At 52.5% G+C, this 18,980-nt stretch carries 10 protein-coding genes; 5 read left to right on the top strand and 5 right to left on the bottom strand.

From position 1 onward, the window contains the following. The first annotated feature begins 115 nt into the window (after window positions 1-115). Complete coding sequence (locus PGL01S_RS27280) at window positions 116-3,367, top strand: carbohydrate-binding protein (RefSeq protein ID WP_244935780.1); 3,252 nt, start codon at window positions 116-118, stop codon at window positions 3,365-3,367. Window positions 3,368-3,632: 265 nt separating this feature from the next. Here the strand turns inward: PGL01S_RS27280 and PGL01S_RS27275 are convergent, their stop codons facing one another. Beyond that, window positions 3,633-7,553 (bottom strand): endo-1,4-beta-xylanase, encoded by a 3,921-nt coding sequence (locus PGL01S_RS27275; RefSeq protein WP_127498322.1) that lies wholly within the window; start codon window positions 7,551-7,553, stop codon window positions 3,633-3,635. Between the two features lie 683 nt (window positions 7,554-8,236). After that, window positions 8,237-9,496, bottom strand: a complete 1,260-nt coding sequence (locus PGL01S_RS27270) for an MFS transporter (protein ID WP_127498320.1) — start codon at window positions 9,494-9,496, stop codon at window positions 8,237-8,239. Window positions 9,497-9,622: 126 nt separating this feature from the next. Between PGL01S_RS27270 and PGL01S_RS27265 the strand changes: the two genes are divergently transcribed. Beyond that, the gene (locus PGL01S_RS27265; RefSeq protein WP_127498318.1) at window positions 9,623-9,985 is read left to right on the top strand and encodes a DUF423 domain-containing protein; all 363 of its coding nucleotides are present in this window, start codon (window positions 9,623-9,625) and stop codon (window positions 9,983-9,985) included. Between the two features lie 148 nt (window positions 9,986-10,133). On the opposite strand, the gene PGL01S_RS27260 is transcribed toward PGL01S_RS27265, so the two are convergent. Continuing rightward, entirely contained in the window at window positions 10,134-10,412 is a 279-nt protein-coding gene (locus PGL01S_RS27260; protein ID WP_127498316.1) for a DUF2277 domain-containing protein, read from the bottom strand. A gap of 180 nt (window positions 10,413-10,592) precedes the next feature. Next, entirely contained in the window at window positions 10,593-11,222 is a 630-nt protein-coding gene (locus PGL01S_RS27255) for a YfbR-like 5'-deoxynucleotidase (RefSeq protein ID WP_127498314.1), read from the bottom strand. A 224-nt stretch (window positions 11,223-11,446) separates the two neighbouring features. Here PGL01S_RS27255 and PGL01S_RS27250 point away from each other — a divergent pair, with 224 nt between their 5' ends. The 3 genes from PGL01S_RS27250 (at window position 11,447) to PGL01S_RS27240 (ending at window position 17,441) form a co-directional block, all read left to right on the top strand. Beyond that, complete coding sequence (locus tag PGL01S_RS27250) at window positions 11,447-14,224, top strand: glycoside hydrolase family 3 C-terminal domain-containing protein (RefSeq protein WP_127498312.1); 2,778 nt, start codon at window positions 11,447-11,449, stop codon at window positions 14,222-14,224. Between the two features lie 147 nt (window positions 14,225-14,371). After that, complete coding sequence (locus PGL01S_RS27245) at window positions 14,372-15,529, top strand: YecA family protein (protein WP_127498310.1); 1,158 nt, start codon at window positions 14,372-14,374, stop codon at window positions 15,527-15,529. 157 nt (window positions 15,530-15,686) lie between these two features. After that, window positions 15,687-17,441: a methyl-accepting chemotaxis protein gene (locus tag PGL01S_RS27240; protein ID WP_164775606.1), complete on the top strand. Its 1,755-nt coding sequence runs from the start codon at window positions 15,687-15,689 to the stop codon at window positions 17,439-17,441. Window positions 17,442-17,468: 27 nt separating this feature from the next. On the opposite strand, the gene PGL01S_RS27235 is transcribed toward PGL01S_RS27240, so the two are convergent. Then, window positions 17,469-18,329 (bottom strand): chemotaxis protein, encoded by an 861-nt coding sequence (locus tag PGL01S_RS27235; protein WP_127498306.1) that lies wholly within the window; start codon window positions 18,327-18,329, stop codon window positions 17,469-17,471. Window positions 18,330-18,980: the final 651 nt, after the last annotated feature.

Raw genomic sequence — 18,980 nt, 5'->3', positions numbered from 1 at the left:
ATATTGACATAATATTAACCTGACTTTATATTATTAGGTGACTAAAGCCGATCGTATACCCGCATGCGAATCGGCTTTTCCTTTGCCAATTCATATTTTTTCAGGAGGGATGTTTGTGACCGGTAAGACAAGAAGAAGGTCAAAGCTTATCGTATTGCCTATTGCTCTTGCACTCTCTGTTAGTCCCTTGATTCCAAACGGAACACCTCGTGCCCATGCTTTTGAGGCAGCGGACGCGAAGACCGCGATTGAAGCCTACAATAACGCGTTCTGGGATGCGAGTGCGAAGTACTTCTGGAAAACCTCCAAGCATGACGGGTATCAGGACTTTTGGGTGGAGGCCGAGCTATGGGAGCTGGTGATGGATGCTTATCAGGAGGCAACGGACCCGGAGCTGAAGGCGAAGCTGCGCACCCAGATTGACGACGTGTTCGACGGGGCGATCGCGAAGTATGGCCAGGATTGGACAAACAACACGTTTAACGACGATATTATGTGGTGGGCGATGGCAAGCACACGAGCTTATCAGATTACGAATGACGCGAAGTATCTAGAGAGAGCGGAATATTACTTTAATTATGTGTACGATACCCAGTGGGATGACGAGTTTGCGGGCGGCGGCATTTGGTGGAAGAGCGATGACCGCACGACGAAAAATGCCTGCATCAACTTCCCCGCCGCGGAAGCTGCGGTATTCCTGTATAACGCGACTGGCAATGCTCACTACCTGGATGCCGCTTCAAAGATTTATCGTTGGGGCAAAACAATGCTGACGGACGGCAACGGCAAAGTATTCGACCGAATTGAAACGCAAAACGGACCGATACCGGATGCGACCCACTATAATCAGGGCACGTTTATCGGTGCAGCCGTAGGTCTCTATCAGATTACGGGAGACAAGGTTTATTTGGACGATGCGCTCAAGGGGGCAACCTTTACAAAGGAGAGACTGGTCGATGCCAACGGTCTGCTGCGTTACGAAGGACCTAACGGGGATCTGAAGGGCGGCAAAACCATTCTCATGCGAAACCTCGGCTATCTGCAGAAGGTTGTTCATGCCAGCAGCGAGAGCAAGTACAAAACCTTCGCGGATAGCTATAACGAGTGGCTGGCGTTTAATACGGATATGGCATGGAGCAACCGCAATGCGGCCAATCTGGTCGACAGCAACTGGGCTGGCCAGCAGCTGTCCGGTACCTTCGAGTCGTGGAGCTCGGCGGCGGCCGTGCAAGCGCTGACCTCTCTGGAGCCGCAGGATGCGGAACACCTGGAGTATGCCGTTAAAAATCCGTATAACAAGATCGAAGCGGAAAGCTTTAATATCGTAAACGGCCCGGGCATGGAGGGCAGCATTGAAGGCTCGCAGCAACTAGGCGGTATTCAGGACGGCTACTATGCGGCTTACAAAAATGTGGATTTTGGCTCGGGACAAGGTGCAAGCGGTTTCATTGCGCGGGCATCAAGCGGCACGGGTGGCGGTCAGATCGAGGTTAGGCTCGACGCTTTGGACGGTCCGAAGGTAGGGACCTTGAACGTCGAGGGCACCGGAGGCTGGAATAACTTTATTGACGCCGTTACGCTGCTGAAGGATGACCAGGGGAATACGAGCAACGTGACCGGCAAGCACGATGTGTATCTGGTATTCAAAAAGACAAATGACTCGTATCTGTTTAACCTGAACTGGTTCAAATTTACGAAGACCGATCCAACTCGGACGGATGCTTACGCGAAGCTGCAGGCAGAGAACTTTGCGAGCAGCGATGGACTCAGCGTGAATTCCTCCGGACAATTTGCGGACGGCATTCACAATAATGCGTATGCGTCTTATAAGGATATTGATTTCGGCTCGGGAGCTGCCGGCGTTACGCTGCATCTCGCAAGCGGCAATAAAGGCGGGTCCATTGAAGTGAAGCTGGACAGCCTTGACGGTCCGACGGCCGGCGTGATCGAGGTTCCCGCCATGGGCAGCTGGAATAATTGGTTGGACGTAACCTCCATCATGGATGATTCGCTGGCTGTTGGCATTCATGATGTGTATCTCATTTTCCATGGGGCGGATGGGAGCGACTATCCTTGCAATCTCGACTGGTTCACCTTCTCGCAGATCAAAGGCAAGGCAAGGGATGCCTACGGCAAGCTGGAGGCTGAGAATTTTACGAACAGCGTAAACGTGGGCACGGAGAACGGCGGCAACCAGACTTATCTGGCTGGCGTATACGGCCCGAATAACCCGTATGCGATGTACAATTACGTTGATTTTGGCGATGCTGGTCCAACGCAGTTCCACGTTCAGGCGGCAAGCGCAACAAGCGGAGGAACCATTGAAGCCAGAATTGACGGCATTAACGGACCCGTCATTGCTACAGCTAAGGTAAGCGGTACTGGCGGCTGGCAGACGTTCCAGGTGTTTGACGGTTCGATTACGGCTGCAGCTCCGGTTACGGGCAAGCATCTGGTGTACCTGTTGTTCAAGGGGAATGACTGGCTGTACAACTTCGATAAGTTTACCTTTGGCGATGCATCCGTCTTTACCGCGCCAACCCTGCCGCCAGACCCGGTTGATGACGGGGTTCCGCCTGGAGAGGTCGAGAATGTACAGTTCACGCGCGACAATAGCAAGCTGACCGTGCATTGGGACGGACCTTATGCGCTGGACGGAGATGTCGTGCGGCTTAAGCTGCTTCAGAGTGGCCAGCAAGTTGGCGAAGCTGCGGAGGTGAAGCGGGGCGTTCAGTCGGCTGTGCTGAGCGGAATCGAAACAGACCAAAGCTATACGCTGGAGATCAGCGCCGCAGATAAGTCCGGTAACGTGTCGGCTGGTATTAGAGTGGAAATCCCGGCAGTGCCCGTCTATACTTTGACGGCTAACGGATCGAAGCTTGAGGATGGCGCCGTGCTTGAGGATGATGCGTACTTAAGCTTCCAGGCCGGAGACGGCAAGACGGCGATCCGTTCGGCAAGCTTGGCTTTTGACGGTAAAACATATAACGGAAATAAGCTTAGCATTGAGCTTGCCGGTCATTTGGGAGCGCAAACCGTTGTTATAGCCGTAGAGGATGCGGCAGGGAACAAGCTGCAGAAGACGGTTCACATTCAGGTGAAGACAAGTACCGAAAGCATGAGCAAGCTAGTTGACCGGTATAAGGCTTCGGGCGAGGTCGGCAAGCCTCTGGCTTCCCAGCTTTCGGCGAGCCTGAAGCAGGCGCAGCATCATCTGGACAAAGGACATCGCGATCAGGCGATCAAGCAGATGCAGGACTTCATCAAGCAGCTGGATAAGGCGAAAAGCAGCGACTTAAAAGCGCAAGCCAAAGCCGTATTAAATGCCGATGCGGAAGCGTTGATTGCGGGTTTGGTAAAGAAGTAGGGAACGAGGGGGTTAAGACCCCTATGGACCTTAACGTATTAAAGTTGATGGAAAAAGAGTCGGTTAAAGTCCTCCAGAGACTTTAACCAGGCAGAAGTGGCTGTAGAAATGCGGAGTTTCATTCCTGTGAAAGTTGTTAAGTGCCTTTGGGGATCTTAACCTGCTAATGAGAACATTACACCAGGCGAATAAGGTCCCAAAAGGGCCTTAACGGAAAAAAAGGGCTAGCCCAAGTCAACTTGTTGACTGTGGCTAGCCTCTTTCGTTATTGCAGCTTCCAGATGCGGTACAGAATTACCGCTGCTTCCGCGCGGGTCAGCTGGTCTTGCGGAGCAAGCTTGCTGCCGCTGCCTTGAACAACGCCGACTTTTACAAGCGCTGCTACGCTGTCTTGCGCATAGCCCGCAACACTTGCTGCGTCGGAGAATGCGTTCAGGGAGCCGCCTGCCGGCAGCTGTTTGCCGATTACGGCAAGAGCACGCGTAGTCAGCACCATCATGTCTTGACGGGAGATGCTGCTATCCGGTTTAAAGGTGTTGTCTTCAAAGCCGGTCGCGATGCCAAGCTGCTTCGCAACAGCCAGTTCATTATAGTAATAAGCGTTTGCCGGTACATCTTTGAACATGGCGGTATTCGTGGTGCCGGTACCGTGAAGCTCGAGCGCTCTAACGAGAAGAGCGATGAAGTCTGCCCGCTTAATGGAGGAGGCAGGGGAGAAGGTGTTCTCTCCAGTGCCTTTGATCACGCCGCGGGAGGCCATAGCGTCAATCGCTTCTTTAGCCCAAGGTACTTTTGCCAGATCGCCAAATGTCTTGAAGACGGATACGGCTGCATAAGTGCTGAAATGCGTCGTTTGGAAAACGACGGCTCCAAGCGTTGCATCGTAGCGGCTGTTTGGTACGGGCGTTGCTTTGCCGCTGCCATCGATATACCAGATTACGATATGCTCCGGATGCTTGAGCTCTTCCGCGGTTGGCGCGTAAGGAACAGCAACCGTTACAGGCGCAGTTGGGTTGTTCCATGCAATCACATTGCCGCCTGCAACAAGGCTCAGATCGATAACCGGACGGTTGCCGATCAGCTCGCGAGTCGCGGCATCCACATTATCCAGAGAAGCTTTCGCTACCCGGATGGATACTTGATCCGTAGTCACGTTCGTATTCGCCAGCATATTGCTTGGAATTTGAATGAAAGCGTTAGCGATTTTCGCCGTCAACTGGTAGCCGTCTTGGCTCTTTAAGCTTTGCGTCGGCAGTTGGACGGCATACGTAGCGGCATTAGCCTGCAGCGGTACGTCAATGATGACTTGCTTCTTGCCGCCTGCCGCCGGAGCTGCTTGATCGAGCGCTTTTTTCAGATCGTCGCCGGTAACCGTGCCAACGGCATTGCCGTTAGTGGTTTTGACCTCAGGCTTCAGCGTTGTGGAGCCATCCGGATTCTTCACCACATTGCCGGTTTGCGGTACGGTGGTACCGACATTGCCGGTTCCTCCTGTGCTTTTGCCAGTGAGCGTAAGCTCGCCGTATACCGAAGTATCCTGATATCCGTTGCCGGTTGTATCGTTCCATGCGGCAACGCTGGTGCGTGCGCCGTCCGTTGCGTCATTGATTTGTACGTCGAAGCCCAGCTTCTTCTGATTGGCAGGCGTCACAGCCGTAAGCGGAATTTTCAGCTCAACGGTGTAGCTGTTAGCCGTTTTCTTGGTTTGCGATTCGAAGCCCGCTGCAATGCTTGGCGGACTAAACGACGTCTCGTTGTCGAAGTTAACCCGGTACTGACCGTCATCGCCTTGATAGAAGGTCGTTTTTCCGTTGTTTTGGTCCAGGAAGACTTCAACGGAGTCCTGTTCCCATGCATTTGCGTTTGCTTTGTTGAGCTGAGTGTCGCTGACTTGCACGAGCACGTACAGGTTCTGATCGTCCCAGAGCGCTTTAGCCGTGCCCGTTGCACCCTGCCAAGCCATCTGATAACGGTTGACCGGAATAGTCTGTGCGCTGTTCCATACGGAGTCTACGGTGCCGTCAATAACCGGCGTACCGTATTGAGCTTCAGCCTGGTTGGCATCCTTGGACTCTGGCGTATGTTCTTCCATGTATTTGTCCGGATCGATAACGCCGTAGTAGGCCGGTTTAGCCTGCAGGTTCTTATCGAACAGGAGTGGGTTGTTCTCGGCTCTCCAGCTTGTGTTGTCGTCCATGCCCCAGAACGTTACGCGTGCGATATGATCCGCATGCTCATGGTAAAGCTTGAACAACTGGGCGTACAGATAGGCTTGAGCTGTAGACAGATTTTCAGGAAGCGTGTAGTTGGTTCCTGCTGTAACGTCAAGCTCGCTTACGCTGACTTCAACGCCAAGGGAAATAAATTTCTCCAGCGAAAGCTTTACGTTTTCCGGATTTGTGTTGATATTGTAATGCCCTTGCATGCCAATACCGTCGATCAGCAGCTTGCCGTTGTGTGCTGCCGCGTAACTATCGTTAATATCTTTTACCATGTTGTAGATAGCCGTTGCTTTGTTCTGGTTGTCATCGTTGTAATCGTTGTAATACAGCTTGATGTCCCAGCTAGGATTATCGTCGAGCACTTCCCTTGCGGCAAGGAATGCCTGCTCCACGTAGTCCGGCCCGATGGCTTGATACCAAGGAGTCTGACGCAGCGAAGCTTTGTAATCCGCTGGATTGGACGGATTGTCATTCATCGCTTCGTTTACAACATCCCATGAGATAACCTTGTTGCCGAAATGCTTCATAACGGTCTGGATGTGCGTTCTCAGGTTAACCAACGCCTCATCGCGTCCGAGCGGTACCGTGTTGTTATTGTCGTCTACCTTGGTATTCAGCCAAGCTGGCGATTGCTGATGCCAGACAAGCACGTGGCCGTGCATTTTCATGCCTTCCGCCAGTACTTTGTCGACCATAGCGTCTGCTGCCGTGAAGGTGAAATTGCCCTTCGTTGGCTGCAAGGCATCCGGCTTCATTGCATTGCCCGCAGTTACGACGTCATGATGCATTTTCAGCAGCTCAAGACGTGTTCCTTCCAGATCTTCCGCAGAGATGGCGTTGCCGATCAGGAAGTCGTTTTTATATACTTCTTTAAGTGGAGTGATATCCTTCTGAATGCCAACAGGGCCGGAGCCCGTGCTTTCAAAGCTGATATCGTCGATATAGTAAGACGCTGTTGCATTGGAGCTCTGCACGTAAATGGTCAGATATTCGCCGCCTACGCTGTTATAGCGATAGTTGCCTTGCAGCTGAACCCAGCCGTCGGCTGCGGTAATCGTCTTGCTTGCCAGGCTTGGGTAGTTGGCGCTGCCGCCGTCCCCGACCTGGGAGGCGAGTTCCAGCTTGGTGCTTGTTTCAGGAGACAACAGCTTCACCCAAGCAGTCACCTTATACTCATAGCCTTTATCCACGTACTTCTCTACGCGCAGGGAAGGGCCGTGCCATTCAACGGTTCTGCCTTCAACCTTCAAGGCATGAGAGCCGTCTGCCGTATGGTTCGCTTCGTTCGTAACCGTTAGGGTTTCCGTGCCTGCACGGCCCGTAAAGCCTCCGGTTGTTTGATCCTCGAACGTAATCGTGTTGAACGGCAACGCTGGCGGTCTAGTAGGTTCTTCCCCACCGCCCGAATTGACGGTTTCGGTTATCAGAATATCTCCGATGTAGAAAGGAACGGCTTTGCCTTCTTCACTGGATTGAACGCGCAATTGGGTGCTGACGCTTGTATCGACCGTAAACTCTTTGGTCAGCGTAAAGGCACTTCCCGCCGCGATGGTTGAGCTTGTTAAAAAGCCGTAATTTTTGCTGTCCACTGCTTGAAGATAGGCTTGAGCGCCTGCAGGCACCGTCACATCCCCGTCCACGTAACCTTTCACGGTTACGGTATAGGTTTTGCCGTTTTGCAGACCGATGTCGGAGTATTTGAAGTCTGCTGCATCCCAGCTGTCCTTCCGGTTGCTTACATATAAAGCGCTTCCATCATTGTTGCCGTCAAATACTTTCCCTGTTACTTGAGTGAGGCTGGCGCCACCGGATTGAACGGCTTTACCTTTATCAATTGCAAAGTCTTCGTGATAAACAATGGTGGGATTCTCTGCAGCTTCCGCAACCGGTGCAAGTCTGCCGATCGGGATCAGCAGGGCTGCTGCGAGCAGGATTGAGACGAACTTTTTCAAGGATCTACTCATTTATTGCATTCCCCTTCGAAAAGAATTTTTATTAAGCGCTTACAAAACGTTGTGAGGCCCCTCCTTTCCTAGAAAAATTATAGCGTTTATTAAATTCGGAGTTACTATAAGAACTAAATGACTTACTGCACTAATTTAACATTTCATGTAAAAAAGGGGCCGCAGGGGCGGGAGTGGTTGGCCTTAACGATGCGCGGCATCGTTAAGGATGCAAAAGCGGTGGGAAACGCATGGCTTAACGATGTGCGACATCGCTAAGCAGCGAGAGATAGTCGTTTTTGGAAGTAATTCGTGCTCGAGCAGGTTCCTTAACGATGCGCGGCATCGTTAAGGAAGCAAAAGCGGCAGAAAACGCATAGCTTAACGATGTGCGACATCGCAAAGCAGCGGGAGATAGTCGTTTTTGGAGGTAATTCGTGCTCGAACAGGATTCTTAACGATGCGCGGCATCGTTAAGGAAGCAAAAGCGGCAGAAAACGAATGGCTTAAAGATGTGCGACATTGCTAAGCGGCGAGAAATAGTCGTTTTTGGAGGTAATTCGTGCTCGAACAGGATTCTTAACGATGCGCGGCATCGTTAAGGAAGCAAAAGCGGCAGGATACGCATGGCTTAGCGATGCGCGACATCGCTAAGCCATGTGAAAGCCCGTATATCGGGTTGAACCACGGTATACGGGCTTTTATTAACGGGCGAGCCTCTTCTTCTGCTTCTCGCGGAAAAGCACTAAGAAGAGCAGCGAAGCCGTCACGTACAGGCAGCCTGTGATGCTGAACGTAATCGCATAGCCCCAATAGTAGCCGTGTGACGCGATAATATGCGATTGCACCGGGCCCATGGTGGCCCAGCCCATCATAAAGGCGGTCTGCATAACCGAGTTGGCCAGGCTTTGAGTGCGTGCGGAGACCCGGTTCATGAGCGTCGCGGACAGAAGCGGGTTCGCCGCGTTCATCAGCGCCTGGCGGAATAGGAAGCTGACCGAAGCAACCAACAGCATATTCGTAAAGCCGGTAATAAGCAGGAAAGGCAACGACAACGTCTGGAAGATGACGATTGCCTTCACTTGTCCGACCCGATTGGCTAGCGTTGGGCCGATCAGCATGGAGAAGATGGTCATCACTTGACCAAGCGAGAGCAGGAAGCTCATGCCGCTGAGCGAGATCTCGAAGCGGTTCGTGAAATACAGGTTCAGGTAAGGGATAACAAGCCCGGAACCGATGCCAATCAGCAGCTCTACGGCGGCAAAGGCGGCGATGAAGCGGAGCTCTTTGCCAACCGGAGCGGGCGGAGACGCGGTAGGCTGATGACGCGGTTCCTCCGCAGCATCTGTCCGCCGTTTGCTTTCCCGCATCGCCTGTAGCGGCACAAATGCCCCGATTGTCGCGATACTGCCTGCCAGCAGAACGAGCTTGAACGAGAGCAGCGTGCTTACTCCGGCATCCTGCAGCACATCGGAGATAACCCCGCCGCCAAGACTGCCGGCTACTTGGGCTGCCAAGACAAACGCGGAGTAGATGCTGAAGATGCGCAGACGGTCTTTTTTATCGACGTTGTCGGCGAGGAAAGGAATGGCCAGCACCTGAAATACGGTTGCGAAAATCCCGGTCAGAACGGCCATTGTCACCAGACTGCTCTCCGATTCGAACAGCGAACGCCCGGCCAATATGATACCGCTGCATAAGGCGCCGATAACAAGCAGCCGCTTGCGGCTGATGCGGTCGCCAAACAGGCCGATCGGAATAAAGCAGATCGCCGTAGCAAGAGACTGCATGCTGACGACCGTCCCGCTCATGGCGTCGGGGTAGCCTAACTCGTGGATATATAGGTTGTATAGTACGGAGAACAAGCCCGTACCGAATTGATATAACATGTTCGACAGGAAGAAGAGACGGATGCTGCGGGACCAGCCTCTCCATTCCGCTGCGGTAGATTGAATGAATTTCATGTTGTAGGTGCCTCCTGATGCTGTTCCAACCAACTACAATACTACCGGTCGGGCTGTAAAGCAATCGGAAATTATTGCGGATCGTGATATGCTAGAGGAAGAAAATTGAAGGGATGAGGGAACGAAATGCAGACGTTTGTTGTGCTGGGTTGTATTTTGATGGCTGTAGCGGTAGCCATTGGCGCGTTTGGCGCGCATGCGCTGAAGAGCCGAGTCGAACCGGACAAGCTGAAGGTGTATGAGACCGGCGTGCAGTATCACATCATTCATGCGTTAGGATTAATAGGCGTTGGCCTGCTCGCGGACCGATATCCGGATTCCGGCATCATCGTAACGGGAGGCTGGCTCTTGGCGGTGGGGATTGTATTGTTCTCGGGAAGCCTGTACGTGCTCAGCCTAAAAAGAGTGCGTCTGCTTGGCCCGGTCACGCCGCTTGGCGGCTTGTTCTTTATAATTGGCTGGGTGCTCATTGTGATTGGCGTGCTGTAAAAAATGGGACAGCCTCCTGTATTCGACACTTTGGCTTCTCGCATTCTGCCTCCGGCTTCCTCGTTGAAGCTATCTCGCCGTTGCCGGTGCAGAAGAGGCAGCCAAAGCTTCGCCCGAACATGGCTGCGGCTGTCCCTTCAGTGCGCATTTACTCGGAACCGTTGCCAAAGCGCTTCGCGTTTCGAATCCGCGCGCGTTCGATTTCGACCTCGCGGTTGCGCGGCTCGGCATTCGTGACCAGCGAGCCGAGCAGCTTGCGCGCCGCCTCCGCGACCTCCTCGATCGCTAGATGGAACACTTCCTCATTCGCCTTAGACGGCGTGTTGAATCCGGATAATTTGCGGACGAACTGGAGCGCTGCCGCCTGAATTTCCTCATCGGATGCCGGTGGATCGAAATTATACAGCGTCTTAATATTTCGGCACATAAAGCTTCTCCTTTCGGTTGTCCAACGTTGCCTTTATGATACTATATCGACTGCGGCCGGGCCAGCCGGGTTCTAGCCGCTCCATGCTCATCACGCCGGCCATGAAGGATGTTGGAACAAACTATAAAAAGCCAGCCGCAAGAGGCTGGCTTTTGTGCGTTTGGATAAAGAGAGAGGAGATTACTCGGCTAAAGCCTCTTTCGTAATCCGTTCGATATCAATCGGGGATTTCACGCCTTGCGCGACAAGGTCGGGGAGTATATGCGTGAGGAAGTAATCGACGCAATGGAGCTTGATTTCTTTGATTTTGATCAGGGCTGACCGGTACATGACGATAAATTCTTTTTCCGTGTTGCCCAGCTGCAGCTCGATAAAAGCTTCGTAGATCTGATCCAGCTTATCCGCCACTTCGAGGATCTGGCCCTCCACGGACTGGTCCTTCCCTTCGCGCAGCTGTCTGCGGAAAGTTGGTTTGAACTCCTCCGGAATATGATCGTCGATAAAATGCGCGACCATGCCTTCCTCCACCTGCAGCAGCATCGAGCGCAGCTCCATGGAGTAATGCTTAACGGGGGTCTTAATGTCACCGATGAAAATTTCGCCATAGTCATGGCTGCTCGTAATTTCATAGAGCTTCTTCCAATCCACGGCGACTCCGTTCATTTCTTCAATATCCGCCAAAGTCTTCGCGTATTGAACGACCTTCCAGGAATGCTCGGCCACGCTATGCGCCTGAAATTTAAATTTCCCCGGGCAGCGAATAATCCTCTCGAGGTCGGTTAACGAGTGAAAGTACGTATGAATTCCCATAAGCTGAATTCCTTTCTTGGAATAAGGTAGTTTATATTCTGCTGCATGGCTCCAGTATATATCCCAATTGTTATTGGACCGTTAACGATATTTGGGAATTAATGTTTAAATTGCATTTGTACAATTAATATAGGAAAAAAGTTGAATGTTTATTATGTTTTCGCGATATAGAATTTGTTATGATAATAGTTAGTGCATGTAGAAACTGATTAGGAGATAACATTATGAATACACATGGCATTCCATTAGAAGGTTTTGCGGCGTTCAGCAGGAAGGTTGCGGCGGAAGGCGCCGTTTTGCTTAAGAACGACGGACAAGTGCTCCCGGTTCGAAGCGGGGAAAGGGTTGCAATCTTTGGCCGGACGCAAGTGAATTACTACCGCAGTGGGACAGGGTCGGGCGGCAGCGTAAACGTAACCCATACGACAAATCTGCTGGACGGCATGCGAAGCAAGAAGAACGTTAAGGTTAACGAAGAGCTGGCAGCCGTTTATGAGAAATGGATTGAGCAAAATCCTTTCGATAACGGCGGAGGCGGCTGGGCGGCGGAGCCTTGGCATCAGAAGGAAATGCCGCTATCGGCAGAGCTTGTATCGCAGGCTAGAACCCAATCGGACAAGGCGATTGTTGTTATTGGACGCACGGCAGGCGAGGATCAGGATAATGCGGCAAAGCCGGGCAGCTATCTGCTGACGGATGAAGAGATCGCTATGCTGCAAGCCGTTACGGCGCAGTTCGAGCAAACGGCCGTTGTGCTGAACGTATCCAATATAATCGATATGAGCTGGTTAAACAGAGAGGAAATGAAATCGATTCCATCCGTTATCTACGCATGGCAAGGCGGTATGGAGGGCGGCAACGCGATTGCCGACGTGCTGGTTGGAGACGTAACGCCTAGCGGCAAATTAACGGATACGATTGCTTATTCGATTGACGATTATCCGTCGACCCGCAACTATGGCAATGAGCTCAACAACTTGTACGAGGAAGATATTTATGTCGGCTACCGCTACTTCGAGACGTTTGCGCCACAGAAGGTTCAGTTCGAATTTGGTTATGGCTTGTCTTACGCAACCTTCGCCAGCGTGACGGAGCAGGCAAAGCTTGCGGTCAAAGACGGAAAGGAATATATCGAGCTTGGCGTTACGGTGACCAATACCGGTTCGGTTTACTCGGGTAAAGAAACGGTGCAGGTCTACTATGAAGCGCCGCAAGGCCAGCTGGGCAAGCCTGCAAAAGCACTGGCGGCATTCGCCAAGACCAAGGAGCTTCAACCTGGCGAATCGCAGCGGCTTACGTTAAGCTTCCCGGTTGATGCGATGGCCTCTTACGATGATGCAGGCGTGACGGGTCATCCTTCCGCATACGTGCTGGAAGCGGGGACGTACCGCATTTATGCAGGAAATAGCGTCCGGAATGTCTCGGCGGCAGCCGTAGACGGGCAAGAAGGCTATATCGTAGAAGCCCTTCGAGTGGTCGAGCAGCTTGCGGAAGCAATGGCTCCAACGGTCAGCTTCTCGCGATTGAAGCCGGGCGCCCGCAAGGAAGACGGCACGTACGAGCTGACTTCCGCGGAAGTGCCGGTTCGCAAGATTTCGCTTGCGGAGCGAATCGAGAACAACCTGCCGGCCAGCCTCGCGCAGACGGGCGATCAAGGCTACAAACTGCAGGATGTAGCGAGCGGTAAAGCAAGCATGGAGTCCTTCATCGCGCAGCTGAACGATGAAGATCTGGCTGCTATTGTCCGGGGTGAAGGCATGTCCAGCCCGAAGGTGACGTCGGGTACGGCGTCGGCTTTTGGCGGGGTGAGCGAAAATCTGCTTGGCTTCGGCATTCCGGTTGCCTGTACGGCGGACGGTCCATCGGGTATCCGTATGGACAGCGGCCATAAAGCTACGCAGGTAGCCATCGGTACCCTGCTTGCAGCGACATGGAATACGGGGCTTGTGGAGGAGCTGTATGTGCTGGAAGGGCGGGAGCTGCTCAGCAACGATATTGATGCCCTCCTTGGACCTGGCCTTAATATCCGCCGCAGCCCGCTCAACGGCCGCAACTTCGAATATTTCTCTGAGGACCCGCTGGTATCCGGGGCTTTTGCGGCAGCATGCACGCGCGGTATTATGAAGGGCGGCTCGAATGCGACGCTGAAGCATTTTGCCTGCAACAATCAGGAGCAATACCGTCACCGCGTGAACGCAGTTGTATCGGAGCGCGCGCTTCGCGAGATTTATCTGAAAGGGTTCGAGATTGCGGTCAAAGAGGGCGGAGCCAATTCGATCATGACCTCCTACAATCCGATTAACGGCCATTGGGCGGCCTCGAACTATGATTTGAACACAACGATTCTTCGCGGCGAATGGGGCTTTAAAGGGATCGTTATGACCGACTGGTGGGCGGTTATGAATGATGTCACAGAGGGCGGCCAGGCTGACCGAAAGTTCACGAACTGGATGGTTCGTTCCCAGAACGATCTGTACATGGTGGTGTCTAACTACGGCGCGGAATCCAATGTATGGGGAGACAATACGCTGGAATCGCTGGAGAACGGAACGTTAACTCGCGGCGAGCTGCAGCGCAGCGCCATGAACATTTGCGATTTTATTATGAAAGCGCCGGTATTCGGGAGAGAGCTGGTGACGGAAGAGAAGGCAGAGCGGTTTGAGCCGGACGCGGAGCTGTCCGCGCCGCAAGCGCAGTCGCTGACCGACCGTGCCCAGGTGGCGTTTACGGCGGGAGAGCCGGCTGTGATGAAGGTCGAGCAAAGCGGCGTATACCGGATTACGGTACATTTGATGTCGACCGAGTTCGCATGGGCGCAAAGCGCATGCAACGTGCTGATTAACGGCAAGCTGATGACCACCGTTCAGACGAACGGCACGGAAAGCGCCTGGATCCGCCAGAGGCTGGTGAAGGTGGAGCTTCGGGCAGGCTTGTATGAGCTTAAGCTGGATTTCGTGAAGCCGGGCATGCAGATTGACTGGATTGAGTTCGTACAGGAATAACGACCATGCGTATGCGAGAGGGATGCCTTTAGGCATCCCCTTTTTATAGCCTCATTTGAAATTATTCCGTTGTCCGTGTATGGTAGAGGCAGCGAAATTTTTGGATTGTTTTCTGAAATCATACAATTAAAGGAATGGTGTAACGTTTTGGATGAATTAATAAAAGAATTGCAGCAGATGAACATCCAGTATGCGATTAAAGGCGAGGTTAAAACCAGGCTTGCGGAGATTTTGCAGCTTCTGACAAAGGACAAGCTGAATCTGCTGGCCGCCAATTACGAGATCAAAGGACGCTCCAAGCTGAAGAAGCAGGAGCTTGCGGATGCGGTTCAAGCATCGATCATGACTTCGGAAGAATTGAGCATGGCGCTCCTCATGGCTACCTCCCAGGAGTGGGAGCTTCTGCAGAAGCTTCTGGTTGTTCCATCGCTGCAAGATGATACTGTGGTTCCCGGAGCTTATATTTTTCTGATGAACGCAGGACTTGTCTACTCGTTCTACGAGGAGGACAAGCTGTATTACGTACTGCCCGAAGAAGTGAAGGAGACATACTCGAAGGTTGTGAATCCGGCCTTGCTGAAGGAGCGCGAGCGCTGCCAGCAGGTATTCGACTATATTCTTGCGGCCACAAATTTATATGGCGTTTGCTCGTTTGATCAATTGATCGAGATCTACAATGCACAGAACGAGGATCAGCTGAATGAGGCAGAGTTTGAACGCATCAGCCAATTGCTGACCCGACGGGAGCAGAGCTGGCATGTGGCGGATAACAGACTGCTTGCGGACTATTATGACGAGGACAATGAGGAGGAGCTGGAAGAACTGCTGGCGAGCGTTGCCGGCAAGCCTTACTATATCCCGGACAAACAAGAGTTTCTCCGTTACGCGGACTATGGCTATTATGAGGTGACGCCTCAATTGGCCGGACTCGAGAAATATGTGCTCCAATATTTGTGTCCGGAAACAGACGTTGTCGAGGATCTTATCTCAGAAATTCAATTCGACTGCTCCATGGCAAAGCCGCTTGAAGAGATCATGATGGGCTTCGAAGCCAGGGGAATCGAGATTCCGTCAAGAGAGCAGCTGGAGATGGTTGTTCATCTGGTTATCAACGTATACAACAATACCCGGATGTGGTCGAATGGCGGCTTCAAGCCTAACGAACTGGATTCGTCCGGCGCGGGAGTGGCTCCTGTCAACAACGTCGTGCCGATGCAGCAGCGTGCCGGATCGGCCAAGGTTGGCCGGAATGAGCCTTGTCCATGCGGAAGTGGGAAAAAATACAAGAAATGCTGCGGCGCTTAGTATAGCACTGGCGAGAACACCTTTAACCTTCACGGTTAAAGGTGTTTTTGTTTTCGCCTAATGGAGGAAAATGCCAGGGTTATGTCGAAACCTAAGGAAAAATAGGGAAATTTGTAGGATGTTAATTGGAATAACTAGTCGAAGGGGTAAAGACAGCATGTATATGTTTCGGAGCCGGTTGATACTGAAGTTAGCAGTGATGATATTGGCGATTCTCGTTCTTCTGTCATCTGCCTTGATCTACATTCAGGTCCAGAATACGAAAAAGGCAAGCGAGGAAGCGATCGGCAATTTCAATATTCATATGGCGGAGGCTTATGCCGGGCAGTTTGATGTAAGCGCTTATGCGGATTTTTTGAAGGACCAGAAGGAGAATGATCTGTACTGGTCGATCCGGGAGCAGATGAATGAGTACCGGGAACGTATCGGGGCGATGTACGTCTATACGGTGCAGATTAACGATAAGGGTGAACCGATTCTGCTAATCGATGGGCAGCCGAAGGATTCGGACTCCGCTTCGCCGATTGGCGAGGTAACGGATATTCCATCGGACGCTATCGGGAAGCTGAATAACGGGGAAACGGCCAAATCCGGCATCATCCGCAATGAGGAGTACGGAGATTATATTTCCTCGTACGCACCTTTGCGCGATGCGGGCGGTAAGATGATCGGCGTGCTTGGCATCGATACCGACGTATCGGTATCGAAAACGATCTATAAGGACGTTATCGGGGACAGCGTGCCGCTTTTTATCATTATGGGAGTGCTCACTCTACTCGTGTTCCTGTTTATTGCCTTCTTCCTGGCACGTACGCTTAGACCGCTCGGGGTTATCGTAAAAGGAGCCGAAGCGATCGCCCAAGGCAATCTTGCGGAGGCAAGGCAGCAGCTTCAGGTAACGAAAGTGAAGTCGAAGGACGAGATTGGGAAAGTCTATTCGGCCATGACGCAGATGATCGCGCGGCTTGGCGTTACGCTTGAGGATGTTGTCCGCGACATGGCTTTGACTACGCAAAGCATCGTTCATTCGACAGAGCAGTTCGGCACCGAAGCGGCACAGATGGTAGCGATGAACGAAAAGCTCGAGTATTCTGTAGCGACGATGGCCGATGGCGCGCGTCATCAACGGGTTGGAGCGGAAGAAAGCGCCAGCTCGATGGAGGATATCACGCAGGCGATCCAGCGCGTATCCGAGGCTTCCATGCAGGTATCAAGCGTATCGCATGAAGCGCTGGAATCGGCCGAGCACGGAAGGGAATCCATTCACGGGTTGCGGCAGCAGGTCGAGCTGATGGCCTTGGTAGCCAAGCAAACGGCAGATTCAGTAGAGCAACTGCATACCTATATGCAGCAGATTGAGCCGGTGCTTCAGTCGATTACGAGCATCTCGGACCAGACGAAGCTGCTTGCGCTGAACGCTTCCATAGAGGCGGCCCGCGCAGGGGAGCATGGTTCGGGGTTCGCCATTGTAGCCGGAGAGGTGCGCAAGCTGGCCGAAGCGTCGGCTATCTCGGCATCTCAGGTAACATCTTTACTCGAACAGATTGGACAGGAGTCCGTTCACATCGGCGCGAGAATGCAGGCGGGCAGTGTCGAGATGGTAAAGGGCACGGAGCTGTCGGGCCGGGTAGAAGCATTGTTTGACCGGACGATGGATCAGTTCATTCATGTAAACAGCCAGATTCAGGAGATCTCGGCAGCGGCTGAAGAGGTGCTGGCAGGCTCCGAGGAAGTAGCGGCTTCGGTTGAGCAGATCGCTCAGATTTCCCGCACAACCGCAGACAGCTCGGCCACCCTGGAGCAAATGTCGAAGCATCAATTGGAAGCAGCCAAGCGGATTGCCGACACAACCGAACAGCTAAAGAGCCGCAGCGCAGGCTTGGAAGCGGCGGTAGGCAAGTTTAAGCTCTAGTTATGTAAAGGAAAGAAGCCCTGCCGCTCATGGCAGGGCTTCTTCTTCGTAATACACCTGCAGAGTGCTCAGAGAATGAACAATGCGGTCGATGACGGCTTGCGTTTGAAAGTATTTGCGGTGGGATAAAGGCGTCCAGCTTAGCAGACCCGGGCACTCTACCTCGATATCCGCGGTGACCACTTTTTTATAGCGTTCGTTTAATGGCTTGATAGGATAGGCGATGACATCATCGGTGTCGTAGAAGTTGACCCACTCGCCAATCCCAAGTCCTTGAAGCGGTGGGGCGGGAACCGCAATCGGCACGCCAAAGTCCTTAAAGCGCAAGGCCCATACCGCAAGCGGGCTGCCAAGCGTATAGAAGTGAGTCAAAGTCTCGCCATGCACCAGCCTGGACTCGCTTGCTCCGATAACCTCCGAGACTTTGGGTGTCAGTTTGTTATTTTGCAAGTCGTGGAAAAAGTTGCTCGATATGATAGACCCCAGGCTGTGAGAGATAATGCAGAGCGGAGCATCTTGTCCCGCGAGATCGGACAGGCGCTGCAGACATACGGCAAAACGCCGGTGAATCTCGTCATAAATATAATCATCGGGTGAAGGATCATTGTCGCGGGGGACAGCCTGATAGGCAATGGCTTCACCCAGCTGGTTAACGAAGAAGGGTCTTAACCGCATCCATTTGGCCCAGCGCAGCGGCTTGCTCCGAATACGGCTCCATAATCTTTCCTCCAGCCGGTTCACGATATCTCCCCAATAGATGCCTTCCACATACAGCTTTACGCTCGGATTCACAATAGCCATCTGGGCACACAGATTGTTGGCCAACTCGGCATGGAAATTCTCCCTGCTTTGTCCGATCCCATGTATGACAGCAACGGCAATTTTCACGGGGACAACCCCTTCCTATGCGTAGATCATACATTAATGTATTCGCATACATTCGCTTTCGTTAAAGCAGGAGCCCTGCTAGATAAAGGAAGATGATGCCGTCCTGCGGGCTGCTAAAGGGAGTTGAGATTGTTGAAGAGAGAGGCAAGTGGACTGCGGCGGATTGCAGTGGAACGGAGAATGTTCTATGCCGAATGGTCATTCCACGCTACGCTGGATTTCATCCAGCGTAGCGTGGGTAAAACGTATCGCTGCCTCGTCTACAGTGGATTCCGTACAGTAAAATTCGCTTATATGGCCCAGTAACCTCGCTTTTGGATGATTACGCTGGAATGAATCCAGCATATAGGCTTCGTGGCAGCGGAATAGCCCAATATTACTGGAGAGATTCCAACGTACGCTCCGGCGTGGCCGCTGGTTGCTAGGTTAAGGTCTTTGGGGGACCTTAACCCAGTGAAATAGCTGGTTAGATAGGGGGGGAGGGTCCCTAAGGGATCTTAACCATACCACTTCAAACGATAAGACCCTGCCAGGGTCTTATCCAACTCAAAAAAGCCAACAGTTACCTGGATAGAGGATCCGCGGGGTCTTATTCCAAGTGAACCGTTAGTTAAGGGAGTGAACTTGGCGGGGTTACCAAACGACTCAAAA

The organism is Paenibacillus glycanilyticus NBRC 16618, from assembly GCF_004000805.1.
In the GTDB taxonomy this organism is placed as follows: Bacteria; Bacillota; Bacilli; order Paenibacillales; family Paenibacillaceae; genus Pristimantibacillus; species Pristimantibacillus glycanilyticus.
The sequence above is the reverse complement of the archived record's forward strand: the minus strand, read 5'-3'. Positions and strand labels throughout refer to the sequence as shown.

What these genes read in the sequence shown, in the direction of transcription:
- PGL01S_RS27255 (WP_127498314.1), bottom strand. Translation starts at nt 11,222, where the DNA reads ATGGGAATTCATACGTACTTTCACTCGTTAACCGACCTCGAGAGGATT.
- PGL01S_RS27240 (WP_164775606.1), top strand. Translation starts at nt 15,687, where the DNA reads ATGTATATGTTTCGGAGCCGGTTGATACTGAAGTTAGCAGTGATGATA.
- PGL01S_RS27260 (WP_127498316.1), bottom strand. Translation starts at nt 10,412, where the DNA reads ATGTGCCGAAATATTAAGACGCTGTATAATTTCGATCCACCGGCATCC.
- PGL01S_RS27275 (WP_127498322.1), bottom strand. Translation starts at nt 7,553, where the DNA reads ATGAGTAGATCCTTGAAAAAGTTCGTCTCAATCCTGCTCGCAGCAGCC.
- PGL01S_RS27250 (WP_127498312.1), top strand. Translation starts at nt 11,447, where the DNA reads ATGAATACACATGGCATTCCATTAGAAGGTTTTGCGGCGTTCAGCAGG.
- PGL01S_RS27270 (WP_127498320.1), bottom strand. Translation starts at nt 9,496, where the DNA reads ATGAAATTCATTCAATCTACCGCAGCGGAATGGAGAGGCTGGTCCCGC.
- PGL01S_RS27265 (WP_127498318.1), top strand. Translation starts at nt 9,623, where the DNA reads ATGCAGACGTTTGTTGTGCTGGGTTGTATTTTGATGGCTGTAGCGGTA.